This window comes from Ruegeria atlantica (assembly GCF_013032505.1).
Taxonomy (GTDB): domain Bacteria; phylum Pseudomonadota; class Alphaproteobacteria; order Rhodobacterales; family Rhodobacteraceae; genus Ruegeria; species Ruegeria atlantica_F.
In genome coordinates this window covers 1-26,717 of record NZ_WQCG01000007.1, presented here as the reverse complement: position 1 = coordinate 26,717, position 26,717 = coordinate 1, and the positions used below count along the sequence as shown (strand labels likewise).

Annotated in this window: 23 protein-coding genes; 14 read left to right on the top strand and 9 right to left on the bottom strand. The window is 57.2% G+C overall.

Translation table 11 applies throughout. From position 1 onward, the window contains the following. The first annotated feature begins 62 nt into the window (after positions 1 to 62). The 4 genes from mtgA to GOW92_RS19860 all read left to right on the top strand — a co-directional run bounded on the left by mtgA (position 63) and on the right by GOW92_RS19860 (position 4,716). Complete coding sequence (gene mtgA / locus GOW92_RS19875; RefSeq protein WP_170563849.1) at positions 63 to 797, top strand: monofunctional biosynthetic peptidoglycan transglycosylase; 735 nt, start codon at positions 63 to 65, stop codon at positions 795 to 797. A gap of 58 nt (positions 798 to 855) precedes the next feature. Next, on the top strand, positions 856 to 1,521 hold the full coding sequence (gene fzlA / locus GOW92_RS19870; protein WP_058275204.1) for an FtsZ-binding protein FzlA: 666 nt from the start codon (positions 856 to 858) through the stop codon (positions 1,519 to 1,521). A gap of 81 nt (positions 1,522 to 1,602) precedes the next feature. Next, positions 1,603 to 2,640 carry a tRNA epoxyqueuosine(34) reductase QueG gene (gene queG, locus GOW92_RS19865; RefSeq protein WP_170563846.1) on the top strand — a complete coding sequence of 346 codons (1,038 nt, stop codon included), beginning with the start codon at positions 1,603 to 1,605 and terminating at the stop codon, positions 2,638 to 2,640. A gap of 72 nt (positions 2,641 to 2,712) precedes the next feature. Beyond that, complete coding sequence (locus GOW92_RS19860; protein ID WP_170563843.1) at positions 2,713 to 4,716, top strand: hydantoinase/oxoprolinase family protein; 2,004 nt, start codon at positions 2,713 to 2,715, stop codon at positions 4,714 to 4,716. A 31-nt stretch (positions 4,717 to 4,747) separates the two neighbouring features. Here the strand turns inward: GOW92_RS19860 and msrA are convergent, their stop codons facing one another. Together msrA and msrB are read right to left on the bottom strand one after the other, a co-directional pair. After that, entirely contained in the window at positions 4,748 to 5,257 is a 510-nt protein-coding gene (gene msrA / locus GOW92_RS19855) for a peptide-methionine (S)-S-oxide reductase MsrA (protein ID WP_170563840.1), read from the bottom strand. Then, a complete protein-coding gene (msrB, locus tag GOW92_RS19850) occupies positions 5,254 to 5,703 on the bottom strand; it encodes a peptide-methionine (R)-S-oxide reductase MsrB (RefSeq protein ID WP_170563837.1) in 450 nt (149 codons plus the stop codon). Before msrB ends, msrA begins: the two co-directional genes overlap by 4 nt. Positions 5,704 to 5,848: 145 nt before the next feature. Here msrB and GOW92_RS19845 point away from each other — a divergent pair, with 145 nt between their 5' ends. Further along, positions 5,849 to 6,370, top strand: a complete 522-nt coding sequence (locus GOW92_RS19845) for a glutathione peroxidase (RefSeq protein ID WP_170563834.1) — start codon at positions 5,849 to 5,851, stop codon at positions 6,368 to 6,370. On the opposite strand, the gene GOW92_RS19840 is transcribed toward GOW92_RS19845, so the two are convergent. Continuing rightward, positions 6,346 to 7,233, bottom strand: coding sequence for a DMT family transporter (locus GOW92_RS19840; protein ID WP_170563832.1), 888 nt, complete (start codon positions 7,231 to 7,233; stop codon positions 6,346 to 6,348). The genes GOW92_RS19845 and GOW92_RS19840 overlap by 25 nt on opposite strands. Positions 7,234 to 7,414: 181 nt before the next feature. Between GOW92_RS19840 and GOW92_RS19835 the strand changes: the two genes are divergently transcribed. After that, positions 7,415 to 8,611: a BCCT family transporter gene (locus GOW92_RS19835; protein ID WP_170564274.1), complete on the top strand. Its 1,197-nt coding sequence runs from the start codon at positions 7,415 to 7,417 to the stop codon at positions 8,609 to 8,611. 181 nt (positions 8,612 to 8,792) lie between these two features. After that, on the top strand, positions 8,793 to 10,682 hold the full coding sequence (locus GOW92_RS19830; protein ID WP_170563829.1) for an amidohydrolase: 1,890 nt from the start codon (positions 8,793 to 8,795) through the stop codon (positions 10,680 to 10,682). Between the two features lie 99 nt (positions 10,683 to 10,781). Here the strand turns inward: GOW92_RS19830 and GOW92_RS19825 are convergent, their stop codons facing one another. The 4 genes from GOW92_RS19825 to GOW92_RS19810 all read right to left on the bottom strand — a co-directional run bounded on the left by GOW92_RS19825 (position 10,782) and on the right by GOW92_RS19810 (position 15,482). Then, the gene (locus GOW92_RS19825; protein ID WP_039533371.1) at positions 10,782 to 11,069 is read right to left on the bottom strand and encodes an HU family DNA-binding protein; all 288 of its coding nucleotides are present in this window, start codon (positions 11,067 to 11,069) and stop codon (positions 10,782 to 10,784) included. A 130-nt stretch (positions 11,070 to 11,199) separates the two neighbouring features. Continuing rightward, positions 11,200 to 12,663 carry an AMP nucleosidase gene (locus GOW92_RS19820; protein WP_170563826.1) on the bottom strand — a complete coding sequence of 488 codons (1,464 nt, stop codon included), beginning with the start codon at positions 12,661 to 12,663 and terminating at the stop codon, positions 11,200 to 11,202. Beyond that, positions 12,660 to 14,462 carry an adenine deaminase gene (ade, locus tag GOW92_RS19815; RefSeq protein ID WP_170563824.1) on the bottom strand — a complete coding sequence of 601 codons (1,803 nt, stop codon included), beginning with the start codon at positions 14,460 to 14,462 and terminating at the stop codon, positions 12,660 to 12,662. The genes GOW92_RS19820 and ade overlap by 4 nt, the downstream gene beginning before the upstream one ends. Positions 14,463 to 14,606: 144 nt before the next feature. Then, complete coding sequence (locus tag GOW92_RS19810; protein WP_170563821.1) at positions 14,607 to 15,482, bottom strand: LysR substrate-binding domain-containing protein; 876 nt, start codon at positions 15,480 to 15,482, stop codon at positions 14,607 to 14,609. A 118-nt stretch (positions 15,483 to 15,600) separates the two neighbouring features. Between GOW92_RS19810 and GOW92_RS19805 the strand changes: the two genes are divergently transcribed. Together GOW92_RS19805 and GOW92_RS19800 are read left to right on the top strand one after the other, a co-directional pair. Further along, entirely contained in the window at positions 15,601 to 16,356 is a 756-nt protein-coding gene (locus tag GOW92_RS19805) for a class II aldolase and adducin N-terminal domain-containing protein (RefSeq protein WP_170563818.1), read from the top strand. Positions 16,357 to 16,378: 22 nt separating this feature from the next. Beyond that, positions 16,379 to 17,368, top strand: a complete 990-nt coding sequence (locus GOW92_RS19800) for a sterol desaturase family protein (RefSeq protein ID WP_170563815.1) — start codon at positions 16,379 to 16,381, stop codon at positions 17,366 to 17,368. Here the strand turns inward: GOW92_RS19800 and GOW92_RS19795 are convergent. Continuing rightward, on the bottom strand, positions 17,365 to 18,306 hold the full coding sequence (locus tag GOW92_RS19795) for a GlxA family transcriptional regulator (protein ID WP_170563812.1): 942 nt from the start codon (positions 18,304 to 18,306) through the stop codon (positions 17,365 to 17,367). The two genes, GOW92_RS19800 and GOW92_RS19795, sit on opposite strands and share 4 nt — an antisense overlap. Before the next feature lie 78 nt (positions 18,307 to 18,384). Here GOW92_RS19795 and GOW92_RS19790 point away from each other — a divergent pair, with 78 nt between their 5' ends. From GOW92_RS19790 to GOW92_RS19780, 3 genes are read left to right on the top strand one after another with little or no spacing between them, the layout of a single operon-like run. After that, positions 18,385 to 19,545 carry an acyl-CoA dehydrogenase family protein gene (locus GOW92_RS19790; RefSeq protein ID WP_170563809.1) on the top strand — a complete coding sequence of 387 codons (1,161 nt, stop codon included), beginning with the start codon at positions 18,385 to 18,387 and terminating at the stop codon, positions 19,543 to 19,545. 16 nt (positions 19,546 to 19,561) lie between these two features. Then, positions 19,562 to 21,577: an acetate--CoA ligase family protein gene (locus GOW92_RS19785; RefSeq protein WP_170563806.1), complete on the top strand. Its 2,016-nt coding sequence runs from the start codon at positions 19,562 to 19,564 to the stop codon at positions 21,575 to 21,577. After that, positions 21,574 to 22,353 carry a carnitinyl-CoA dehydratase gene (locus tag GOW92_RS19780; RefSeq protein ID WP_170563803.1) on the top strand — a complete coding sequence of 260 codons (780 nt, stop codon included), beginning with the start codon at positions 21,574 to 21,576 and terminating at the stop codon, positions 22,351 to 22,353. The genes GOW92_RS19785 and GOW92_RS19780 overlap by 4 nt, the downstream gene beginning before the upstream one ends. 6 nt (positions 22,354 to 22,359) lie before the next feature. Here GOW92_RS19780 and GOW92_RS19775 read toward each other — a convergent pair whose 3' ends face one another. Beyond that, positions 22,360 to 22,992, bottom strand: a complete 633-nt coding sequence (locus GOW92_RS19775) for a class I SAM-dependent DNA methyltransferase (RefSeq protein ID WP_170563800.1) — start codon at positions 22,990 to 22,992, stop codon at positions 22,360 to 22,362. Between the two features lie 90 nt (positions 22,993 to 23,082). Here GOW92_RS19775 and GOW92_RS19770 point away from each other — a divergent pair, with 90 nt between their 5' ends. Together GOW92_RS19770 and katG are read left to right on the top strand one after the other, a co-directional pair. Next, entirely contained in the window at positions 23,083 to 23,928 is an 846-nt protein-coding gene (locus GOW92_RS19770; RefSeq protein WP_170563798.1) for an SDR family oxidoreductase, read from the top strand. 267 nt (positions 23,929 to 24,195) lie between these two features. Next, complete coding sequence (gene katG / locus GOW92_RS19765; protein WP_170563795.1) at positions 24,196 to 26,397, top strand: catalase/peroxidase HPI; 2,202 nt, start codon at positions 24,196 to 24,198, stop codon at positions 26,395 to 26,397. Positions 26,398 to 26,717: the final 320 nt, after the last annotated feature.

The following is a 26,717-nucleotide window of genomic DNA, read 5'->3' as shown; positions in this document are numbered from 1 at the left end:
AACGCTCAGATCAGGCAAGATAGACCGTTCCAAACCCGGCCACAGCGTCGTATAGCAACAAAATGGCAAGAACAGCAGCGCGCAAGTCGAGCAAAAAGAAAAGCAAGGCGTCGAAATCAAAAAGGCCACTGGTTCCGTGGATTCGCCGTTGGGTCACACGCATCGCCTTGGGCGTTGTGGCATTTGTCGTGGGTTTGGTCCTGCTTTACTCGGTGGTTAATCCGCCGGTGACTCATACAATATGGTCGGAATGGCGCCGACTGGGGAAGGTCGAACGCGAGTGGGTGCCAATCGAAGAAATTGCCCCGGTTATGGGCAGATCTGCCGTGGCCGCCGAGGACGCGAATTTCTGCCTGCATTGGGGCTTTGACGTTGAAGCAATCCGCGATGCGCTGGAAGACGGCGGTAGCCGGGGGGCCTCGACCATTACCCAGCAGGTCGTGAAGAACGTGTTCCTGTGGCAAGGGCGCAGTTGGGTGCGCAAAGCGCTTGAAACGTCGATTACACCCGTCGTCGAAATCTTCTGGAGCAAGCAGCGAATCCTCGAAGTATATCTGAACGTGGCCGAAACCGGTCAGGGGGTTTTCGGGGTCGAAGCGGCAGCTCAGCGATATTATGGAACCAGTGCGTCCAAGTTGTCGTCAGTTCAGGCGGCCCGATTGGCGGCGATCCTTCCGTCCCCGCGCAACAGATCCGTCACAGATCCGTCGGTTCGAACCCGCAGACGTGCGGCATCTATCCGGGATGGGGCGGCCACCATCCGCGCAGATGGTCGCGCGGACTGTTTCGAGGATTGAAACCCTATGCCCCTCAAGGCTAAAGCTGGGGGGTATTCACTGGTTCGATTGGAAGATTATGGCGCGTCTGTTTCATGTTCCCCTGTCCCCGTATTGCCGCAAGGTGCGCCTGTCGCTTGCGGAAAAGAAAATCGAAGTCGAACTGGTCGAGGAACGATACTGGGAACAAGACCCGGATTTTCTGCGCCGCAACCCAGCCGGCAAAGTCCCGGTGTTGCGACTGGATGGACAGGTCATGGCGGAAAGCGCGGCCATTTGTGAATATATCGAAGAAACCCGCCCTGAACCTCCGCTGATGCCAAAAAAACCTGAAGCGCGGTACGAGGTGCGGCGTTTGGTTGGCTGGTTCGATGACAAGTTCCATCACGAGGTCACATCTCGACTGTTGTATGAGCGGGTGAACAAGAAGGTGACCGGCGAAGGCTATCCCGACAGTAAAAACGTCAAGGCGGGTGCAAAGGCGATCAAATATCATCTGGATTACATGGCTTGGCTGTTGGATCACCGGCGCTGGCTGGCCGGTGATCAGATGACTCTGGCCGATTTTGCAGCTGCTGCGCACTTGTCTGCTCTGGATTATATCTCAGATGTAGATTGGAACCGTTCTCAGGCGGTCAAGGATTGGTATGCCAAGATCAAGTCGCGGCCTGCGTTCCGGTCCATATTGGCAGATCAGGTTCCTGGGTTCCGACCGCCACCGCATTACGCTGATCTGGATTTCTGATAGGGTAAGGGTGTAGCGGGCTGACTGCCCCCTCTTGGCCGGGGTGTGGGCCAATTCACCCCCGAGGGTACTTATAGCCAGATGAAGAGCGGATCAGGTTTAAAAGAAAAGCTGGTGGCGCAGGCGTTGAGCGAGGGATTTGTCTCTTGCCGTGTTTGCCGACCTTGGGACGTGCCCGAAGTGCCGTCGCGCTTGCAGGCGTTTTTGGATGCCGGGTATCACGGGCAGATGGGGTGGATGGCCGAGCGGACCCATTGGCGCGGGGATCCGGCCGCATTGTGGCCCGAGGCGCGGTCGGTCATCATGCTGGCCGAGAGCTATACGCCTGACCATGATCCGACCGATATCCTAAACCACCCGGACAAGGCGGCGATTTCTGTTTATGCGCAGAACAAGGATTACCACGATCTGGTCAAGAAGCGGCTGAAGCGGTTGGCGCGCTGGCTGATTGCGGAAGCCGGTGGAGAGGTAAAGGTCTTTGTTGATACCGCGCCTGTGCCAGAGAAGGCTTTGGGCCATGCGGCAGGGCTGGGCTGGCAGGGAAAACACACCAATCTCGTAAGCCGCGATTGGGGAAATTGGGCCTTTATAGGCTCTGTTTTCACGACGTTGGACCTGCCTGTGGACATGGCTGAAACAGACCATTGCGGTAATTGTCGAGCTTGTTTGAGCGCCTGTCCGACGGATGCGTTTCCCGCCCCTTATCAGTTGGATGCGCGGCGTTGCATTTCGTATCTGACGATCGAACATAAAGGGCCGGTCGACGAAGAACTGCGCCAAAAGCTGGGAAACCGGATTTATGGGTGCGACGATTGTTTGGCCGCGTGCCCGTGGAACAAATTCGCCATCGCAGCGAGCGATGTGCGGTATGCAGCACGTGATGATCTGAAAGCGCCGCCGTTGGCCGAGCTTGCTGTGTTGGATGATGCAGCGTTTCGGGCCAAGTTCTCGGGATCGCCGATCAAGCGAATTGGGCGGGATCGGTTCGTCCGCAATGTTTTGTACGCAATTGGCAACTCGCAACAGGCTGATATGATGGCTGTGGCCCAGTCGCTGGTCGATGACCCCGATCCGATTGTGGCGGACGCCGCGCGCTGGGCGGTGAAACGATTGTCGTAAGTGACGCAAACAGGCTGGACGTGTCGGTCCAAACCGCTACACCCGTGAACAGCGAACAGGAAGGAGATCCCGATGGCGTTGGCTTTGGGGGTGGATACGGGTGGAACCTATACGGATGCGGTGCTGATCCGGGACGAGAAAGAGGTGATCGCCTCGGCTAAATCCCTGACAACGCGCGCTGATCTGGCCATTGGGGTTGGTCATGCGATCTCGGCGGTGTTGGATCAAGCACAGGTGTCGCCGGAGCAGATCTCAATGGCGTCTTTGTCAACGACGTTGGCGACGAATGCCTTGGTCGAAGGGCAGGGTGGTCGAGTCGCGCTGATTTACATCGGGTTTAAGGAAGCGGATCTTGAGAAACATGGGCTGCGGGATGCGTTGAAGGGCGATCCGGCGCTGGTGATTGGGGGCGGGCATAGCCATGCCGGGGGTGAAGCGGCGCCATTGGATGTCGATGCGTTGGAAGCCTTTTTGGCGTCGCACAAAGATGTTTCTGGGTTTGCGGTTGCCGCGCAGTTCGCAACGCGGAACCCGGCGCATGAATTGCATGCCGCGCGTGTCATTGCCGAAAAAACCGGGGCACCGGTTACGTGCTCTCATCAGTTGTCGGCCAAATTGAACGGCCCGAAGCGCGCGGTCACGGCGGTTTTGAATGCGCGTTTGATCGGCATGATCGACCGTTTGATCGGTCGGGCGCAGGATCGTTTGATTGATCTGGGCATCACCGCACCGATGATGGTTGTGCGCGGCGATGGCGCCTTGATGAGCGCCGAACAAGCGCGGGAACGCCCGATTGAGACCATCCTCAGCGGGCCGGCGGCCTCGATTGTTGGGGCAAGCTGGTTGACGGGGGCGGAGAATGCACTGGTGTCCGATATTGGCGGCACCACGACGGATGTTGCGCTGATTCGGGATGGCAAACCCGCGATTGACCCAGCGGGCGCGCAGGTCGGCGGATTTCGTACGATGGTTGAAGCGGTTGCCATGCGCACCCACGGACTGGGTGGAGACAGCCAGGTGCATGTGGTCACCGAAGGGCTGGGCGGCGGCGTATTTCTGGGGCCACGGCGGGTGCTGCCGATATCTCTGATTGCGTCAGAAGCACCCGAGATTGTTCACACCGTTCTGGACACACAGTTGCGCGCAACAACCGTGGGAGAGCATGACACGCGGTTCGCCCGCCGTGTTCCCGGTATCAATGCCGACGGGTTGGGTGCGCGTGAAGAGGCCTTGTTGGACAGGCTCGGTGAAAATGTCCTGCCCCTGAGTGATCTGTTGCGCACCCGCATGGAGAACGGTGCCCTGTCGCGTCTGGTGGATCGCGGAATTGTTCAGGTGTCGGGTGTGACACCATCGGATGCTAGCCATGTTCTGGGTCGATTGGACGTATGGGACGCGGATGCCGCAGACAAGGCGCTGGAGTTGGTGGCGCGCAAACGTGTGGGGACCGGTGACAGGCTGGCCAGCAGCCCCGAACAGCTGGCACAGATGATTGTGGATCAGTTGACCGAACAGACGTCTTTGACCTTATTAGAGACTGCTTTTGCCGAAGAAGCTGACGGTTTTGGTCTTGCACCTGCGGACTTGGCCCTGCACGTGTTGACGCAAAAAGGGTTGGCAAAGCATCGCGGCCTAATTGCGCTGGACGCATCGCTGAACGTGGATGTCGTGGGTCTCGGCGCATCCGCCCCCAGCTATTATCCGGCTGTCGGGGATCGCCTGCATTGCAACATGATCCTGCCGGAACACGCCGGCGTCGCCAACGCGATCGGGGCAGTTGTTGGTCGGCTTACGCTGCGTCGAACAGGAACCGTGACATCACCGTCTGAAGGGCGTTACCGGGTTCATTTGGAAGAGGGGCCGCAGGATTTCACAGAATCCGACAAGGCCTTGGAATTACTGGAAACGGTTCTGCGGGATCAGGCCGAGGGCGCCATACGACAGGCCGGAGCGGCAGATATCCGGGTGGTCGTCGACCGCGACATCCGCACCGCGCGCATCGAAGCGCAGGACGTGTTTGTCGAAGCGATGATCACGGTCGAAGCCAGCGGACGCCCAAGGGTGGCCTCAGGTTAGCCCCCCCTCGCGGGAAGGGGGGCCAATTCGGTTATTCAGCCGCGCTGCGCTTGGGCAGAACCCAATCAGGGCGCGGGAAGTGGCACGTATAGCCATTAGGGATACGTTCAAGGTAGTCCTGATGCTCAGGCTCAGCCTCCCAGAAATCGCTGACGGGTTCGACCTCGGTCACAACCTTGCCGGGCCAGATGCCACTGGCGTTAACATCGGCAATTGTATCCTCAGCCACTTGTTTCTGGGCGTCGTCCACATAGTAGATAGCTGAGCGATAGCTCATCCCGCGATCATTGCCCTGACGATTCATGGTCGTTGGGTCGTGGATCTGAAAGAAGAACTCGAGCAGGTCGCGATAGGTAATTTGCGCTGGGTCGAAAATGATCTCGATCCCTTCGGCATGGGTGCCGTGGTTGCGATAGGTGGCGTTCGGCACGTCACCGCCAGTATACCCGACGCGGGTGCTGGAAACGCCGGGCAATTTACGGATCAGGTCCTGCATACCCCAAAAGCAGCCCCCGGCCAGAACAGCGCGTTCATTGGTCATTGGATTTCCTCCACATGGATCAGGTATTCACCGTACCCTTCGGCCTCCATCTCATCGCGATGAATGAACCGCAAGGAGGCGGAGTTGATGCAATAGCGTAGCCCGCCGTGTTCGCGTGGACCGTCGGGGAATACATGCCCCAGATGACTGTCGCCATGTTTCGAGCGGACCTCGGTCCGGATCATGCCAAGCGTGCGATCTTCAATCTCTTCTACATGCTCGTGCACGATGGGCTTGGTAAAGCTTGGCCAGCCACATCCGGATTCGTATTTGTGGGTCGAGGCAAATAGCGGTTCGCCCGAGACGATATCGACGTATATGCCCGGCTCCTTGTTACCCAACAGTTTTCCAGTGCCAGGGCGTTCGGTGCCGCTGCGTTGGGTGACGTGGAATTCCTCAGGGGAAAGAGCGGCAATGGCCTCGGGGTCTTTGGTGTAGCGGGTCATGGCTTCTCCGGTGTTGATGTGACTTGGGCCTTTATTTGGGCATACTGGGGCAAAAATCAAAATCATATTTCAGCCTGCTCGCGTTCTCGTGCGGGTGATCCGAATGCCAAAGGCACGCGTAATTCACAATAAAGGAGGTAACACCATGTTGAGACTGCTTCTGTTATCCGTCCTATTGCTGGTTGCCCGGGCTGTTCAAGCTACACCTTTGACCGGTGAGTTTGACTCGATTGACGGCGGAACGCTTTCTCTTGAGGGGTGGAGAGGTCAGCCGGTGCTGATTGTGAACACGGCGTCCCATTGCGGGTTCACGGGGCAATACGCTGGCTTGCAAAAGATCCATGACACCTATGCTGATCGAGGTCTCGTGGTTTTGGCCGTCCCTTCGGACTCGTTCAATCAGGAACTGGGGTCAGCGAAAGAAGTGAAACAATTCTGCGAGATGAATTATGGTCTGACCTTGCCCATGACCGACATCACCCCGGTCAAGGACGCCGGTGCTCATCCGTTTTATAAGGCCGTTGCCCAGCAGACGGGCTTTGTCCCCAAGTGGAACTTCAACAAGATTCTGATTGACCCAGCGGGCGAGGTTGTCGCGACGTACGGCTCGAACGTCAAACCGGATTCACCGAAGCTCTTGCGTCAAGTTGAGGCATTGCTGCGCTGATCGGTTTGCCGAGACAGCTGCACTGCCAGAATGCCCAGCGTTGTAATGCCCACGCCAACCGCATCCATCGGACCAAGCTTTTCACCCAGCAGAACGGCAGCAACCGCGACGCCAAAGACCGGGTTCAAAAAGTGAAAAGTTGCGGCCCGGATCGCGCCGATCCTGTTCAACAAATGGAACCAGATCAGTGTCGCCAACAAGCCAGGGAACAGCGTCGTATAAGCGAAGGCCAGCATCCACGGTACGTTCGGGTGGATGTAGATCGTCTCAAAAATGGGTGCGGCGAGGAACAGAAGTGCCGAGCCCACCAGCATCTGTAGCCCGACCACCATCATGAAATTGCCGCCCGACGTTGCTCCGCGCACAGCCAGAGTCGCAAAGCTGAGCGCCAGCGCACCCAACCCGCACAGCATGACGCCAAACAAGTCTGCGCCCGCGCTTATCCGGCTGCTCATGATCAATGCTACGCCAGCGAAACCGGCCAGCAGTCCGATCACGCCCAGCGGCCGAAGCTTCTCGTGAAACAGTGTCCAGCTGGCTAATGCCACGATCAGTGGCATTGTCGAGGCAATGATCGCCGCGACCGAAGCCTGTACGGTTTGCATCGCGTAGAAATTCAGACCCAAATAAAGGGCATTTTGGCATATTCCGAACAGAATAGTCGCGTACCATTGCGCGCGCGTCAGCCTCCAGCTTTGGCCCATCGCCCGTGCAATTGCGACCCCCAACAACCCCGATATCAAAAATCGCAGCGCCAGTGAGAAAAGGGGCGAGGCATCGGCAACGATGATCCGCGCCGAGGTAAAGGCTGACGACCAGATAAAGGCAAATGCCAGCCCCATGGCAATGGCGCGCAGATCCATGGTGACCCTTTCCCAAACGCCGCGACTGTTTCGGAAATATCTGAAACGCGCAAGCACCGCGCGTCAAAAAAACCACAGGTCCCGCCTGTTGTGTTCTGCGATAACCCGTTTGTTGATTGATCAGTCAATTAAGTGTATGTGGCCGGCACTCTGACTAACCAAGGGAGGAAAGCTGGTGCTTTTGGAGTACATTCTGTCTTTCGGCGTTCTGCTTGCATTGGGCCTGGTCGCCTTCTTCGTCGTGAAGTGGTGGAACCTGCGCTGTGTGGGCGTTTCGCCCGTACATCTGTTCACCTTCATTGCGATCCTGTTCACGTCCGGATTGGACGTTGGGCTGATCATGTTCCCGCTGACTGAGTTCGGCGGATATGCCGAGGAACCGGCTTATGCCTTCGCCAATCCTCTGGCCATCGAGTTCGGGTTCTGGGGTTTCCTGATCTGGGCCTTCTACTTCCTGACGGCGTTCTATTTCTGCGTCATCGAACCCCGCGTGAAGTTCTTTGAGATCCCGCTGGTCAAGTTGATCAACAACGTGGTGATTATTGGCACCTGTGCCTTCACCGCCAGCCTGTTTCTGATCTACCTGCCCGGCTATCTGCCCGAGGTCGGAGATGGTGAATCCGTGGTTTCAACCTTCTACATTATCGTATTCGTGGTCATTCTGGCAGCGGCCTATTCCTCGACCGACCTGAAATACGTCCGCATCCTGTCAGTCGGTTCTACCTTCCTGTTTCTGGCACTGATCATCGGAATGTGGGTCGCGGCCGGTATGGGTATGACCGGATTTGTTGAAACCGGTAGCAACATCAGCGCTTATTTCGCCAATCTGCACAAGTTTGTCCTGCCGCTGACCGACTATCACGCCTTCTACCTGTTCTGGTGGTTCGCGTGGTCGATCATGATCGGGCAGTTCACTTCGCGATTTGTCGGTGGTTTGACCACATGGCAGTTGCTCGCTGCATTGCTGATCTTCCCGTCGATCCCACTGGGTATCTGGTTCACCGTTCTCTACTACTACCACCTGAACGGCATCAGCACTGCGGGCATTACCAACATCGCGATGGTGATTGTGGGTGTGACCTTTGTGATCAACTCGCTGGACTCGCTGATTAGGCTCTATACAGACAACTTGAACCTGACAGTCGAGCGGTTCGGTAAAGCGATCTACGTCGCAGGCAACGTCGCTTTGTTGTTTGTTCTCACCCTGCTGTTCCAAAGCCAGTGGCTGCAGATCCAGTGGATCGGAGCCGTGGTCGTCGGTCTGTACTTGGCATGCGTGGTTTATATTCTGATCACCAAGCGCAAAGAGGTGCTGAGCATCGACTCAATGCCGGAAGATCGTGATCTGGACTTCCATAAGGTTGAGACTGTTCACTAAGCCAAAACCTGGATTTCGACAGGCGGCGGATGCGCCGCTAACAATCAAACCCCGCAGAATGCTCTGTGGGGTTTTTTTGTGCCAGAGCGAGACAATGAATGAAATTCAGATAATGTAATGGAAGTAGTTCAATTTTGAATCCGAATTCCATTCCAACCGTTCTGTCTGAAGGAACTTCACTATGAAAGATATCGGCCGCCGGAAATTCGTGGGTGCTGGAATTGCTTCTGCTGCAACTTTGACGCCCTTGCAGCATGTTTTGGCGGAAACCGGATCATTACAAGATATCGGCGGATCGATCGTCTCGCTGCCTCAGGCAACGATCTACACTGCGAGAGAAATCATCACGCTGGATGATGCGCGCCCGACGGCCGAAGCGGTTGCCGTTGTCGGTGACAGAATTCTTTGGGCGGGAACACTGGAAGATGTACAGCGCGTCTTAGGCGACCAGCCTTACGAAATCGATACGACGTTCGCTGATAACGTGATCGTTCCTGGGTTTATTGCACAACATGACCATCCGGTGCTTGCTGCCCTAACAATGTCGTCTGAAATCCTCGCAATTGAGGATTGGGTTTTGCCGAGCGGAACCGTGCCGCGCGTAACGGACAAACAAGAATTCATGGAGCGTCTTGCCAAAGCGGAATCTGAAAAGTCGGATCCAGACGAACCATTACTTAGCTGGGGGTATCATCCGGCATTTTACGGCCCGTTGACACGTTCTGACCTCGATACAATCAGCGAAACACGTCCTATTCTTGTTTGGGCGCGCTCATGTCACGAGATGGTACTGAACTCGGCGGCTATGGAGCGTGGCGGTGTCACCCGGGACAAGTTCGAAACTTTCAGCCCGTCAGCAAAAGAGCAAAGCAGTTTTGAAGAGGCGCGGTTTTGGGAACAGGGTCTGTTCGCAGTTTTACCTAACATCGCGAATATGGTCGCAACCCCTGAACGCCTGCGATCCGGTCTGGAAATCACGCGCGACTATATGCACGCCAAAGGCATTACCTTCGGCAATGAGCCGGGCGGGATTCTGTCTAAACCGGTTCAGGACGGCGTCAACGAAATCTTCTCGAACCCGGATATGCCATTTCGCTGGTCATTTATCGTGGACGCAAAGTCGATGGTCGCGACCTATTCGGATGATGCGCAAGTCATTGCTGAAACCGAAAAGCTGGCCTCTTGGTATGGTGGCATGACAAGTCTTGCGCCAAAGCAGGCAAAGCTTTTTGCAGATGGCGCAATTTATTCGCTGCTGATGCAGGTACGTGATCCTTATCTTGATGGTCATGACGGTGAGTGGATGATGGACCGCGATTTGTTCGAGCGTGCGTTCCGCATTTACTGGGACGCGGGCTATCAGATTCATATTCACGTCAATGGTGATGCCGGACTTGATCGGGTTCTTGATACGCTCGAATCGAATCTACGCCGGAACCCAAGATATGATCACCGCACCGTATTAGTGCATTTTGCTGTCAGCGCCTGGGATCAGGTCGAACGGATCAGAGCGCTTGGAGCCATCGTCAGCGGGAATCCCTACTACGTTACCGCGCTGGCGGATCAGTACTCAAAAGTTGGTCTTGGCCCGGAACGAGCGGATTCGATGGTTCGCTTAGGCGACTTATCACTCACTGGAATTCCATGGTCGCTGCATTCCGACATGCCGATGGCACCTGCGGATCCGCTGTTTCTGATGTGGTGTGCTGTCAATCGAGAAACCACTTCCGGTCGTATCGCTGGCGCGGATCAGAGGGTGCCTGCTGAAATGGCGCTTCGCGGAGTTACAATCGAGGCGGCTTACGCCCTTAGGCTGGGTGATGAGATCGGAAGCATCGAACCTGGCAAAAGAGCTAACCTGACTATACTGGATGAAAATCCCCTCAGTGTGGACCCGGCAATGATCCGCGACATCAATGTTTGGGGAACCGTTATGGAAGGGCGTGTTCTTCCGGTTGGTGAGCGGACGCAAAAAGCTTCGCTTACGCCGGCGCCGAATTCTCTAGCTGATGAAGAGATCAACCGGGCAATGCTGAACCATGCGCTCAAGGTTGTTCATACCCACCTGTGAGAGGGGGCATACTGGTGCTTTGATCAAGTCAACTGAGATCAGGCAAAGAAAAAGGGCCCCCAATCGGCGGCCCTCAATCGCTTGAAGTGAAAGCTGAGATCAGCCGTTCACGCTGTCCTTCAGAGCTTTCGCAATGGTCATTTTGACCACTTTGTCGGCTTCTTTCTTGAACTGCTCGCCTGTGGCGGGGTTGCGCACCATGCGCTCGGGGCGCTCGCGGCAGTAGATTTTGCCGACGCCGGGCAGGGTTACTGCGCCACCGGCTGAAACTTCGCGGGTGATCAGGCCGGTCATGGCCTCCAACGCTGCGTTTGCAGCTTTCTTGTCGGTTCCCATTTCCTCAGCGAGAGCAGCCACCAGCTGAGTCTTTGTCATAGGCTTTGCCATTTCTTGGTCTCCTTAACGTGCCCGATACATAGGGCCTCACCGCGTAACTGTAACGGGATATTGTGGCCGAACACAACGAATAGTAGCGCGGAAAACCCTAAAAATATGGGGAAAACGTTGCTTTTTTGCGTCAGAGAAAGGCTGTTTCGTCGAAAGAACGCAATTTCCGGCTGTGTAACCGCTCTAACGGCATGCCACGCAAGTGTTCCATCGCCCGAATTCCGATGGCCAGATGGCGGCTTACCTGAGTGGTATAGAAGGCAGATGCCATGCCTGGAAGCTTTAATTCCCCATGCAGCGGTTTGTCAGATACACATAAGAGCGTGCCGTATGGAACGCGGAACCGATAGCCGTTTGCGGCGATGGTTGCGCTTTCCATATCCAGCGCGATGGCGCGTGATTGGCTGAGCCTTTGCACAGGTCCGGACTGGTCGCGCAGTTCCCAGTTGCGGTTGTCGACCGAGGCGACGGTGCCGGTCCGCATGATCCGCTTAAGTTCGTATCCCTCCAGTTCGGTGACCTCGGCCACCGCGCTTTCCAGTGCGACCTGAACCTCGGCCAGTGGTGGGATGGGAACCCAGACCGGCAGATCGTCATCCAGAACCTTGTCTTCGCGCAAATAGGCGTGGGCGAGAACAAAGTCGCCAAGCGCCTGCGTGTTGCGTAGACCGGCACAGTGACCGACCATCAGCCAGGCGTGGGGCCGTAGAACGGCGATGTGATCTGTTGCCGTTTTCGCGTTCGACGGGCCAACGCCGATATTCACCAACGTGATCCCGGACCCATCGTTACGCTTCAAGTGATAGGTCGGCATTTGCGGCAACTTCAGCGGCTGTGCCAACTCTTCTCCCGAGTCCGTAATTTCGACATTCCCGGTCGAGACAAAGCTGGTGTAGCCGCTGTCTGGATCTGCCAATTGCTCGCGTGCGTAATTCTCGAACTCAGAGACGTAGAACTGGTAGTTCGTGAACAGGACATGGTTCTGGAAATGGCTGGGGTCAGTTGCGGTGTAATGCGCAAGACGGGCCAGCGAATAATCCACGCGCTGGGCAGTGAACAAGGCCAGCGGGCCGGCCTGGTCTTCGTGGTCGTAAACCCCGTTCACGATATCATCGTTGGTGGTGGTCAGGTCGGGAACGTCAAACACATCGCGCAATGTGAACCCGGCCGCGCCCTGTTGCGGGACGTGCAGGTCAGGATTGCTGGCGACAGCGAAATGCACCGGGATCGGCGTGTCGGATGCACCGATCGTGACCGGTTGGTCGTGGTTCTTGATCAGCAACGCGATCTGCTGGGTCAGGTAGGACCGGAACAGATCCGGGCGCGTGACGGTTGTCGCGTGAATGCCTGGTTCCGAGACGTGGCCAAAGCTCAACCGGCTGTCAACATGGGCGTATGACGACGTTCTGATACGAATTTCCGGGTAATAGGCTCTGAACCGTACGGTTGGCGTACCCTGCTCCATTGCTTCGGCAAAACTGTCGCACAAAAAACGGGTCGCCTGCTCGTACAGCTCTTCTAAACGGGCGACGGCTGCTTTGGGGTCAGTGAATTGCTCGGCTTTGGGTGCGTCGGGTGTTCTTATTATTGTCATGCAAGTGGTTCCAGAAGATCGATCTTTTCAAAAGTGCGCACATCCACCAGACCCAGGTCCGAAATCCGTAACTCCGGAATAACGACCAGCGCCAAAAGTGAATGCTGCATATATGCGTTGTTGAGGGTGCAGCCGCAGGCCACCATTGCGGCAACCATGTCTTCGGCCTTGGCGGCGACGTTCGCAGCCGGGCTGTCCGACATCAGGCCTGCGATGGGTAGCTCGACCAGCGCCAGTTCCTCCCCATCGCGGAAGATGGTGATGCCTCCGCCCACTTCGGCCAGCCGGTTTGCGGCCAACGCCATCTGTTCGCGGTCGGTACCCACAACAATCATGTGGTGGCTGTCATGTGCCACAGTCGAGGCCATGGCCATCTTGCCTTGATATCCGAAACCGGAAACAAAGGCGTTCGTCACACCGCCCGTGGCACGGTGCCGTTCGACCAGAGCGATCTGGCAGACATCGCCCTCGCCTTCGACCAATCCTCCGATGATCGGCAATTCAGCTTTCAGAGCTTTGGTCGGGGCCTGGTTTTCTACCACGCCGATCACGTTGGCCTGCACGCGGTTTGCGCCGGCGGGCGCTTCGATTTCAAAATCTGCAGCAGTCAGGCTGTGCCCCAGATGGACGGTGCTGCGCGCGCTGTCAGGCCAGTTGAGGTGGGGGCAATCTGAGGAAATGACGCCGTTCTCGGCCACAATCTGACCGCGTGCAATAACAGTCTCGATGGGCAGTTCCTTCAGGTCAGAGCTGAGGATGACATCCGCGCGCCGCCCTGGGGTAATCGAGCCAATCTCACGCTCGAGCCCGAAATGGGTTGCCGTGTTGATCGTCGCCATTTGCAGGGCAATCAGAGGATCACATCCGCAAGCAATGGCGTGTCGAACCACGCGGTTCATATGACCATCATTCACCAACGTACCCGAGTGGCAATCATCCGTGCACAGGATGAAATTGCGCGGGTCCAATCCTTTTTCTGTGACGGCCGTGATTTGGCTTTCGACGTCATACCAGGCTGAGCCCAGTCGCATCATCGACCGCATACCCTGACGAACACGCGCTATTGCGTCAGCTTCGCAAGTACCTTCGTGGTCGTCTGCAGGTCCGCCGGCCACATAGGCCGCAAAATCAGGCCCTAGATTGGGCGATGCGTAATGCCCACCAACGGTTTTGCCTGCGTGTTGAGTGGCGGCTATCTCTGCCAGCATTTTGGGATCGCCATTTATCACGCCAGGGAAATTCATCATCTCGCCCAGGCCGATAATACCGGGCCAGTTCATCGCCTCGGCCACGTCTTCAGCGGTGATCTCGTACCCGGTGGTTTCCAACCCCGGAGCAGATGGGGCGCAGGATGGCATCTGAGTGAAAATGTTCACCGGCTGCATCATTGCCTCATCATGCATCATGCGCACGCCATCCAGCCCCAGCACATTGGCGATCTCATGCGGGTCGGTGAACATGCTGGTCGTTCCATGCGGGATGACAGCGCGGGCAAATTCGGCCGGTGTCAGCATACCTGACTCGATATGCATATGAGCGTCGCACAGGCCAGGAACCATATAGCGCCCGGTCGCCTCGATGATCTCAGTCTCTGGGCCGGTGCAATGTGATGCATCGGGTCCAACATAGGCGATGCGCCCGTCAGCAATTGCAATGTCATGATCCGGCAGCGCTTCGCGGCTGTGCACATTCACCCAGATTCCGCCGCGAATAACCAAATCCGCAGCTTCACGACCTGCAGCTACTGCAATCAGACGGGGGGCGACATCGGGCCAACTTGGGAAGGGTGTGTATTCCATGGCCCAACTTTCCCGAATGCGCAGGAAGGTTCAACCCCTTGTGAACAGGTATCATCAAACCTTCACGCAGCGCGTCAACACGGCCCGGCCCAACCAGAAAAGTCGCCCGTCAGGGCATCAATGACGGGCGGGTGCAGCGCCCGGTTACATCAGTGAATCACTCTCCAACTCATGGCGAACCCAGTTGGCAAAGGCAATTGCGCCGGGGCTTTCTTCTGCGCTCGGCGACAGCAGCAGGTAATAGGCTTCGGGCATCGGCGCGCGATGAGCAAACGGAGCAACCAAACGACCTTGTGCAATCAGGTCAGAGGCAATGGTGTCATGTGCCAGACACAGCCCACCGCCGGCCATGGCGACAGACAAACTAACCAAGTAGGTCGTCGAATATGTGATTGCAGGCTTTTCCCAGTTTAGACCCTGTTCCTCAAGCCAGCCCTGCCAGTTCGACAGCAGGTTCGAGCAATCAAAAAGCGGCTGCTGTTGCAGGTTCTCCAGCGCCACTTCATATCCCGGCGCGCAGACCGGGTAGTAGTGGTCTGTTCTCAGCAACTCGGTTCGAACCGTATCTGACGGCCGCAATGAGTACCGGATTTCCACTGCCGCCCCTTCGGCCATTTCGCGGGGTTCCCAGAGCTCGGTGAAGATGTTCAGCTGAACATCTGGATGCGCGCTCCGGAAGCTTGGCAGTCTGGGTGCCAGCCAGTTCACGGCAAATGTAATGTTGCTTTGAACCTGAACCGCGTTTTTCTGGGCCCCCGTCACGGCCTGAGTTCCGCGCACCAGAGTCCGAAACGCCTCGCGCACCACGGGCAGGTAGGTGATGCCTGCTTCGGTCAGCTCCAATGCACGCGGGCGCCGCAGGAACAAAGGTTGTCCAAGGTATCCTTCCAACGACTTGATCTGCTGACTAACCGCGCTTTGGGTCATGTTCAGATCCCGGGCCGCGCCGGTAAAGGACAGGTGGCGGGCGGCTGCCTCGAATGTGCGGAGCCAGCCCAGCGGAGGAAGTGGTTTCTGCATGTGTATAATCTTGCCATTAGTTCAGCTAATGGAATAGTTGCGTTTTTTTCGTTGGTCAATTTTTGATGCCGCAGGCACGATTTCCGAAAGTTCTCAGCTATCCGCAAAGGAGCCCGGAATGACTGTCACCAACCTGCGCGCCAATATCGACCACTGGGCCGAAAGAGTTGATCTGGCTGCAACCTTTCGCTGGGTCGAGCGGCTGAACATGCACGAAGGCGTTGCCAATCATTTCAGCCTTGCGGTGAATCCGGAAGGTACGCAGTTTTTGATGAACCCGAACCAGATGCACTTTGCACGGGTCAAAGCGTCAAATCTGCTGTTTCTGGACGCAAATGATGCCGATGTGATGAACCAACCCGGTGCCCCGGATCCGACGGCTTGGGGTCTGCATGGTTCAATCCATCGTCACTGCCCGCACGCACGTTGCGTCATGCATGTGCATTCGATCTTTGCAACGGTGCTCGCGTCCCTGGCAGACAGCTCGCTACCGCCGATCGATCAGAACACGGCTACCTTCTACAACCGGTATGTGGTGGATGAAGAGTTCGGAGGACTTGCCTTTGAAAGCGAAGGTGAACGCTGTGCGTCGATGCTGTCGGACCCTAAGAAGAAGGTCATGATTATGGGCAATCACGGTGTCCTTGTGATTGGCAGTGATCCGGCAGACACCTTTAATAGACTCTATTATTTTGAACGCGCAGCGGAAACCTACATCCGCGCGCTGCAGACGGGACAACGATTGCGCGTGCTGTCGGAAGAGGTTGCCGAGAAGACCGCGCAAGAGTTGGAAGACTATCCTGATCAGGCCGAAGCACATCTGCGGGAGATCAAAGCCTTGCTGGATGACGAAGGCTCGGACTACGCCACCTGACCACTTCAACTGGGTAACCACCATGACCGACACGACTCAGAACCCCGAATCCGCCCGTTGGCACTATCACCCCGACGGCCCGGTAAGTTTAAACCCTTTGTTTAAATGGCCGCCGCGCCCCGCTGAAGTGCTGAAATGGTATAGCGGAGCGTGGCTGCAGATCACGGCACTGACCTTGTGCCTGTCTCTGGCCGTCATCGCCTATGCGTTCTTCTTTCCCTCGCTTGAAGCAATGCAAACCTTCGCGCCCGGGTGGATGTTTCGCATCTGGTTACTGAATATGGTGCCCCAGATTCTTGTCGCAGGCAGTCTGCATTGGTGGCTGTACATGCGAAAAGGACAGGGCATGTACAAAAAGTTCGACCGTCGCGACCTAACCCGCAACAACGGTACATTCTCCTTCCGCAATCAGGTTCTGGACAATATCTGGTGGACGCTGGGCAGCGCGATGACCGTTGCGACGGTTTATCAGTGGGTTATCTACTGGGCGATGGCCAACGGGTATGTGCCCACTGTGACATGGTCCGGCGCGCCAGTGTGGTTCGTGGTCTGGATGGTGTTCATCCCGATGTGGTCGGGGTTGCATTTCTATTGGGTGCACCGGCTCGAGCATCACCCGAAGCTTTACAAATACGTGCACGCCGTGCACCATCGGAACGTGAACATCGGGCCCTGGTCGGGAATTTCGAACCACTGGTACGAGAACCTGTTGTACTTCACGACCTATTTCATCCACTTGATCGTGCCGTCGCATCCACTTCATGTTCTGTTTCACGCGTACTTTCAGCAGGTTAGCCCCGTTCTATCCCATTCCGGCTTTGAAAAGCTAAAGGCCGGAGATACGGATGCGGCCCGCGCCGGGGACTTCTTTCACCAGCTGCATCATCGGTATTTCGAGTGCAACTACGGCACTTCTGAAATCCCGTTCGACAAGTGGTTCGGCACCTATCACGACGGATCAGCCGAGGCGACGACGCGAACAAGGGCGTACAAGAAACAGATGTATACCTAGTCGGCCCGCAGCGCGCGCGGCGTGGTTCCAAACTCGGCCTTAAAGGCGCGGGTCAGGGCGCTGGGATCGTCATAGCCCGCGCGCAGGGCAACTTCACCGATGCTCAGGTCGGTTTCTGCTACGAGTTTGCGCGCAAGATTCAGGCGCAGGCGGCGATAGACCTGAGCAGGGCCTGCACCCAGTTCGGCTTGCACGCGTACAGACAAGGCTTTCTGCGACCGGCCCACTCGGTTTGCGATTTCAGATACGGGCAGGGGGTTTTCAAGATGTTCCTGCATCAGGGCTAACGCTTTGTTCACGTAACCGCTGGTCGCACCAACGCCGCCCTTGTGCGAACGCGCGGAATCGCGGGTCATAAACAGCTGCGAAACTTCGAGCGCCAAGGCCTGCCCCTGATCCCGCCCAATCAGGTGCAATACCAGATCAAAGGCCGCCATTGCCCCCGAACAGGTAATGCGATTCCGGTCGATGACATAGCGCTCGCGCCGCGCATCGACATCGGGAAACCTCTCGGTGAATCCGGTCAGCTCTTCCCAGTGAATCGTGGCGCGATGGCCGTCCAGCAACCCCGCCTGCGCCAAAAGCCAGCTTCCGGTGTCCAGGCCCGCCAGCACTTTAAAACGCTGATCCGCCGAGCGCAGGCTCGTCAGGGTTTGCCACCCGCCGTGTGCGCGGAACCCATAAGAGGGCATGACCATCAGCATATCGCCACTGGCGGTTTGCAATGCTCCGTGCGGCGCAACCTGCAAACCGGATGATGAAGTCACCGGACCGGCCTCCAACGCGAGGAACTGCCAGTCATACAATTTACGACCGGCCAGAGTGTTCGCTGCACGCAGAGGTTCGACCGTGTTGGCCAAGCAATGGTTCGAGAATCCATCAAACAGAAGAACCCCAATATGCTGCGGTGCAGAGGGCGATTTAGTCCAATCTTGCATGGTAAACATCTATTTCTGCATGTTTCGAATAGCAAGCCGCGTCAGAATATGTCCCAACACCGGATTTGGAGACGCCCGATGCAATATGGATTGTCCGACGAACAGGAAATGATCGTCTCAACCGTTCGTAGTTTTGTTGAGAATGAAATCTACCCGCATGAAGAACTGGTCGAACGCACAGGCGAGGTCCCGCAGGAGATCGCGGACGAGATCAAGCGCAAGACCATTGAACTGGGTTTTTATGCCTGCAATTTCCCCGAAAGCGTTGGATGCGCCGGGCTGAACCATCTGGAATTTTCTCTGGTCGAGCGTGAGCTGGGCCGCGGTTCCATGGCGCTGAACCATTTCTTCGGACGTCCGCAGAATATTCTGATGGCCTGTGAAGGGGAGCAGGTCGAGCGCTACCTGATGCCCGCCGTGCGCGGAGAGAAGATGGATGCGCTGGCAATGACCGAACCCGGGGCCGGGTCGGATGTACGTGGGATGAAGTGCGCGGCTGTTCGGGATGGTGGCGACTGGGTGGTCAATGGCACCAAGCATTTCATCTCGGGCGCAGAGCATGCGGATTTCATCATCGTCTTCATCGCAACCGGCGAGGATCAGACGCCAAAAGGCCCGAAAAAGCGGATCACGGCATTTCTGGTTGATCGCGGAACGCCCGGTTTCACGATCCGGGATGGATACAAGTCGGTCAGCCATCGTGGCTACAAGAACATGGTGCTGGATTTCGACGATTGTCGTCTGCCGGACAGCCAGGTGCTGGGAGAGGTCGACGGTGGGTTCGACGTTATGAACACTTGGCTCTATGCGACCCGTATTACCGTTGCTGCGATGTCCGTGGGACGCGCGCGTCGTGCGTTTGACTATGCCTTGGATTACTCGGCCACACGTGAACAGTTCGGTCAAAAGATCGGCAAGTTTCAGGGCGTGTCGTTCCAAATCGCGGATATGATCACCGAGATCGACGCGGCGGATCTGTTGACGTTGGCGGCAGCAGATCGGCTGGACAAAGGCCTGCCCGCTAACCGCGAGATCGCCTCGGCCAAGCTCTATGCTTCGGAAATGTTGGCGCGGGTCACCGATGCTGCCATTCAAATCCACGGCGGTATGGGGTTGATGGACGATTACCCACTTGAACGCTTCTGGCGTGACGCGCGGGTTGAACGTATCTGGGATGGGACCAGTGAAATTCAGCGACATATCATAAGCCGCGATCTGCTGAGGGCGCTCGGTGCGTGACGGTGGGGAGCGCCTGATGTCTTCCCTCTCACGCGTTCTGCATCCCACGTCCATCGCCGTGATTGGCGGCGGAGCCTGGTGCGCTTCGGTGATCGAACAGGCCCAGAAATTTGGATTTCAGGGCGACATTTGGCCGGTCCACCCAAAAGCCGGTCAGATTGCGGGCCTGACTGCCTTTGCAAGCCTTGAGGACCTGCCCTCAGCCCCTGATGTTGCCTTCGTTGGCATCAATCGCCACGCAACAATTGACGCGATTAGTGTTCTTTCAAAAATGAATGCCGGGGGCGCCGTGTGTTTTGCCTCAGGCTTTACCGAGGCAAACGCCGAAGACGATCAGGGCGCGGATCTTCAGGCCCGGTTGGTGCAGGCCGCCGGTGAGATGCCGATCTTGGGGCCAAATTGCTACGGCTTCGTCAACGGGTTGAATTGCGCCGCAGTTTGGCCCGACCAGCACGGTATGCAGCCTGTGGATAGCGGCGTTGCGATCCTGACCCAAAGCTCGAATATCGCAATCAACATGACGATGCAGCGCCGCGCCCTGCCGCTGGCTTTTATGCTGACCAGCGGAAATCAGGCGCAGACCCATCAGGCCGACATTGCCTCGGCCCTGTTGGATGACGACCGGATCACGGCGATTGGCGTCCATATTGAAGGGTTCGGAAATCTTCGAAAGTGGGAGGCGTTGGCCAAAAAAGCCGGGGATCGAAACGTGCCGATCATCGCGCTGAAAATGGGCCGTTCGGCGCATGCGCAGGCGGCGACGATTTCCCACACCGCCTCATTGGCGGGAGGAGATGCGGGCGCGCAAGCCTTTCTGGACCGCCTGGGGATCGCGCGCTTGGATGACATTCCAAGCTTTCTGGAGTGTCTCAAGCTGCTGCACGTGGCCGGGCGCTTGGATAGCAACGGGTTGGGGTCGATCAGTTGCTCAGGTGGTGAGGCCAGTCTGGCTGCGGACATGGCCGAGGGGCGCAATCTGCACTTCCCGCCTTTGTCGCAAGCGCAAAAGGCTGACCTGCGCGATGCTCTGGGCCCGATGGTAGCCTTGGCGAACCCGCTGGATTATCACACTTACATCTGGCGTGACACGCAGGCCATGACCCGCGCATGGTCCGCCATGATGAGCCCGGAACAGGCCATCACCATGGCAATTGTCGATTATCCTCATACGGATGCGAGTGATTGGGAATGTGCAACGCAAGCCGCGCTGAATTGCGTTGCTCAGGCGGGGCGTCCTTTTGCGGTGACGGCGACTCTGCCAGAACTTTTGCCCCAAGACGTCGCTAAACGCCTGTTGGATGGGGGTGTTGTCCCCTTTGCCGGCTTGCATGAAGCGCTTGCTGCTATTGAGGCGGCAGTAGTGTCGAAAGCGACGACGGCCGAACCGGTTCTGTTGCCCTCGGAAAATGATGCGGACAGCGTTCTGACCGAAGCAGAAGCCAAGCGGGCACTGGCGAAATTCGGCGTGTGTGTTCCGCAAAGCGTTGTGGCACCGTCGGGCTTGGCGGCACAGGTTTCGGCGAACTTGACCGGTCCTTTCGCTGTCAAAGGCGTTGGGCTAGCACATAAGTCGGAACACGCGGCGGTACGACTGGAGGTTGATGCCGACGTTGTCGCCGAAGTTTCGGCGGATATTGGAACCGATGAGGTTCTCATTGAGGAAATGGCGGTCGCCGGCGTGGCGGAACTATTGGTCGGAGTGACCCGAGACCCGGCCCACGGGTTTGTTTTGACGCTGGGCGCCGGTGGGGTGCTGACAGAAATTCTGCGTGACACGGTTTCTTTGCTGATCCCGTCCTCGCGTGATGCAGTGCAGGAGGCGCTGGGCAAACTGAACTGCGCACCGATGCTGGCGGGATATCGCGGTAAGCCAGCGGCGGACTTCGAGGCTATCCTGGACGCGGTCGAAGCTGTACAGGCCTATGTCATTGCTAACGCATCCCATGTCAGCGAAGTTGAAATAAATCCACTGATCTGCACGCCAGATGGTGCGGTGGCGGTGGACGCTCTGATCCGAAAGGCAAAATTATGAACCCAGTCAAAACCAAGCGTGATGGCGCAATTCTGGAAGTCACGCTGGACCGTCCGAAAGCGAATGCAATTGATTTGGCGACCAGCCGTGTCATGGGCGAGGTGTTTCGCGATTTCCGTGATGATCCCGATTTGCGCGTCGCAATCCTGACCGGTGGCGGCGAGAAGTTCTTTTGCCCCGGCTGGGACCTGAAGGCCGCAGCTGATGGCGATGCTGTGGACGGTGACTATGGCGTCGGTGGATTTGGCGGGCTGCAGGAACTGCGGGATATGAACAAGCCGGTGATCGCGGCGGTCAACGGGATTGCCTGCGGCGGCGGGCTGGAGCTGGCCCTGAGCGCAGACATGATCATTGCGGCGGATCACGCCAGTTTTGCATTGCCGGAAATCCGGTCCGGCACGGTGGCTGATGCCGCCAGCGTCAAACTGCCCAAGCGCATCCCTTATCACGTGGCAATGGAACTGCTTTTGACCGGACGCTGGTTTGACCCCCAAGAGGCTAAGAACTGGGGATTGGTGAACGAAATCGTGTCAGGCGATCAACTGATGGATCGGGCATGGGAACTGGCGCGTCTTTTGGCCAGCGGACCGCCTTTGGTTTATGCCGCAATCAAAGAGATTGTACGGGATGCCGAAGATTCCAAGTTTCAGGACGCCATGAATCGGATCACCGGGCGGCAGTTGCCTACGGTTGATACTCTGTACGGCTCAGAAGACAATTTGGAAGGTGCCCGTGCCTTTGCCGAAAAGCGTGATCCTGTATGGAAGGGCCGGTAAGTCAGCCTAAACACGCTCGAACAATGCAATGAGCGCTGTGTCATCTTTATTGGGCCCCGACGCGAGATCACCGTAAATACGCACCTCTGGCAGGGCCAGATTTCGAATCTGGTCTTGTGCCAGCCGATGCAATGCCTCGGCAAAGCCAAGTTTCTCGTAGTGTTTGGCGTTGATAGACAGAGCAAACTGAGCGCCAGAGCGCGCCACGCGTAGCAATGCCGAAAGCGCTTCGGGTCCAAGATGGCCATGGGTAAACGTACCCGACGACACAATGCCGGAATAGCTGTCGCGCGGCACTGGAATACCTTCGTTCAAATCCGCCTCGATCGCGTCGCGGTAGATATCCTTACGCATCGCCTGATCCAGCATTTCAGCGCTGATATCCGTGGCATCAATGGGGCCGACGCCCAATCGGGCCAGAACCGCGCCGCACAGGCCGGTGCCTGCTCCTACATCAAGCACAGGCCCTTGCCCTCCGGCACCGACAAAGGCGCGGGCGGTGTGGATATGCAACTGATAATCCTCGCGCGTGGCAAAGCCTTCGTCGTAATCCCCGGCCCATTCAGCGTATAGACGCTTGTGGTCTTCCGGGGAATCCAGCGCGTAGGCCGCGTGCAGATCTGGTGTTTTGTCACTCATGACCAAAAGAAAGGCGCATCGGGGGATTCGAATCAAGTATCCTTGGCAGAGTTCTTGCATCTGCCGGAATTGCGGATCATCTAAGAGTATATGACAGGCACACTATTCTCCTTCGGTCACGGGTACTCGGCGCAGGCCTTGTCCCATCTGTTGCAACCTCAAGGTTGGCGTATCTTTGGCACCACGCGCGACCCGGCCCAATCGCCGATGGTCAGGGCATCCGGAGCTGAGCCGGTGGTCTGGCCGGGGCAAGTGCCACAGTTCGATGGCGTGACGCATCTTTTGATCTCGGTCGCGCCGAATGCGGCAGGAGATCCGGTTCTGGCCGCATTGGGGGAAGAAATCGCCGAACGGGCGGCGCAATTCAGTTGGGTTGGTTACCTGTCGACAACTGCTGTTTATGGAGATCATCAGGGCGCTTGGGTGGACGAAACCACCCCAGCGACGCCGACAGCCCAGCGGGGTAAATGGCGGGTGCATGCCGAAGAGCAGTGGCAAAACGTCCCCGGCTTGCCAACGCACATCTTTCGTCTGGCGGGCATCTATGGTCCCGGCCGTGGGCCGTTTTCCAAGCTCAAGCGTGTGGGTATGCGGCGCATAATCAAGCCAGGACAGGTCTTTTCGCGTATTCATGTCGCCGACATTGCCCAGGTTCTTGCCGCGTCCATGTCTGCGCCTAATCCGGGGGCTATTTACAACGTGTGCGATGATGAACCCGTCCCACCGCAGGATGTCATCGCCTATGCAGCCGAATTGCAGGGATTGCCGTTGCCACCCGAAGTGCCGTTTGACGAGGCGGACATGACCCCTATGGCGCGCAGCTTTTATAACGAAAACAAGCGGGTCAGGAATGATCGGATCAAGGATGAGCTGGGCGTCAAGCTGATGTATCCGAATTATCGGGTCGGGCTGCAGTCGCTGATGGTCGACGGCTGATTGCTGCCCGGTCCTGCAGTGACGCGCGTGCGCGCCCGGTCATAGTTTTTGATTATCGAAATCATCCATAAAGAAAACTTATTTGCATTGCTTTAATTTGCTAGGTCTGGCGACGACAAGACAAGAGTCGCCGATACCTCTTGCGGAATGCGCGCGTTTTGAGCCGCGCATCTAAAAGAGGTAAAAGTGTCATCTATATATGTTCTTGATCGCCCGCGTTTCTTACCGCGCGAACGAGCCAAATTTTAGCAAGGATCGGAGATCGACATGGACGGAAGTGATAACCCCAAAACGGGCGGATGCCCTGTAATGCATGGTGCCGGAACCCGGTCGAACCGGGACTGGTGGCCGAACCAGTTAAACTTGTCGATCCTGCATCAACATGCGCCCGCGTCGAACCCGCTGGGTCCGGATTTCGACTACGCCGAAGAGTTCAAGAAGCTGGACATGAAGGCGCTAAAGGAAGACCTGTACGCACTGATGACGGATTCGCAGGACTGGTGGCCTGCAGATTACGGTCATTATGGGGGGCTGTTCATCCGGATGGCTTGGCACAGTGCCGGGACCTATCGGACCGCGGATGGCCGTGGCGGTGCCTCGACCGGGAACCAGCGTTTCGCGCCACTGAACAGCTGGCCGGACAACGGCAACCTGGACAAGGCGCGCCGCCTGCTGTGGCCGATCAAGCAAAAATACGGCAACCAGATTTCCTGGGCTGACCTGATGATCCTGGCAGGCAACTGCGCAATAGAATCCATGGGTGGCAAAACCTTTGGCTTCGCCGGTGGCCGCGTGGATATCTGGGCGCCGGAAGAAGACATTTACTGGGGCTCCGAAACCGAATGGTTAGCACCGACTGACAATCCGCACAGCCGTTACACTGGTGAGCGAGACATGGAAAACCCGCTGGCTGCCGTTCAGATGGGTCTGATCTATGTGAACCCAGAAGGTCCGGATGGTGAGCCCAATGTTCTGGCTTCGGGCCGTGATATCCGAGACACCTTTGGTCGGATGGCGATGAACGATGAGGAAACCGTCGCGCTGGTTGCCGGTGGCCACACCTTTGGTAAAGCCCACGGTGCCGGTGATCCCGATCTGGTCGGTCCCGAACCCGAAGCCGCACCAATCGAAGAAATGGGTCTTGGCTGGATCAACAAGTTCGGCTCGGGCGTGGGTGATGACACCACAACCTCGGGGATCGAAGGCGCATGGACCGCGAACCCGATCAAATGGGACAACGGCTATTTCGATCTGCTGTTCGGATATGAGTGGAACCTGACCAAAAGCCCCTCGGGCGCATGGATCTGGGAACCGATCGGCGTCAAGGAAGAGGACATGGCCCCGGCGGCCGGTGATCCGACCAAGAAGGTCAAGACCATGATGACCACCGCCGACATGGCGATGCGCATGGATCCGATTTATGGCCCGATCTCGAAACGTTTCCACGAGAACCCGGAAGAATTCGCCGATGCCTTCGCCCGCGCATGGTTCAAGCTGACCCACCGCGACATGGGCCCGCGTTCGGCCTATATCGGCCCGGAAGCCCCGACCGAAGAGCTGATTTGGCAGGACAACGTCCCCGCTGTGGATCACGAACTCGTGGACGATTCGGATGTGGCAGATCTGAAAGCCAAGATCGCGGCGACCGGTCTGTCGGTGTCCGAGCTTGTTTCGACTGCGTGGGCGTCGGCCTCGACCTTCCGCGGGTCGGACAAGCGCGGTGGCGCCAATGGAGCACGTATTCGTCTAGCGCCGCAGAAGGACTGGGACGTAAACGAACCGATGAAACTATCCAAAGCGCTTGACGCGTTGGAAGGTGTTCAACAGGCGTTCAACAACGCGCAGTCGGGCAACAAGAAAGTGTCGCTGGCTGATCTGATCGTTCTGGCCGGAACTGTCGGGATCGAACAGGCAGCCAAGGCCGGCGGTCAGGACGTCGAGGTTCCGTTCGCCCCGGGCCGCACCGATGCTACTCAGGAGCAAACGGATGTGGACAGCGTCGCAGTGCTGGAGCCTGCGGCAGACGGGTTCCGCAACTACCAAAAGGCTGATTACACCGTCTCGCCCGAGGAGCTGCTGGTCGATCGCGCACAATTGCTTACCCTCTCCGCGCCCGAGATGACGGCACTTGTCGGCGGCCTGCGTGTTCTGGGCGCCAACTTCGGTGACGCCAAGCATGGAGTGTTCACGGATCGTGTAGGTGTCCTCAGCAACGACTTCTTCACCAACATTCTGGACATGGGAACTGAGTGGAAGCCTGCAGGCAAGGGCGTCTACGAAGGTCGTGACCGTGCCAGCGGTGAGGTCAAATGGACTGGTACCCGTGTCGATCTGGTCTTTGGTTCAAACTCACAATTGCGGGCGCTTGCTGAGGTCTACGGTCAGGCGGATGCCGAGGGCAAATTCGTCTGTGACTTTGTTTCGGCCTGGAACAAGGTGATGAACGCGGATCGCTTCGATCTGAAGTAAACCGGTCATCATCACATGGATAGCGCCGCCCGAGGGGACTCGGGCGGCGTTTTCTTTGGGTCGAGTTTTGCGGGTATACCAAGCATTGGGTACGATTCCGCTCATACCGCGTACGATCCCCTTGTAGAAGGTAGCATACAAGCGTGTTCGCAGCCCAAATTCTAAAGTTAACCTTTTGTTTTTATTAACATTGAGAAGTTTCTACCGAGAAATGCGAAGTTTTTTCAAAATGGGGGTTGCAGGTCCCAGACCTAATCCGTAAATACCCCTTCACCGGCGCTGCTGAGGCGCTTGGGACGCTGCGGAAGCGGCGGAGACGC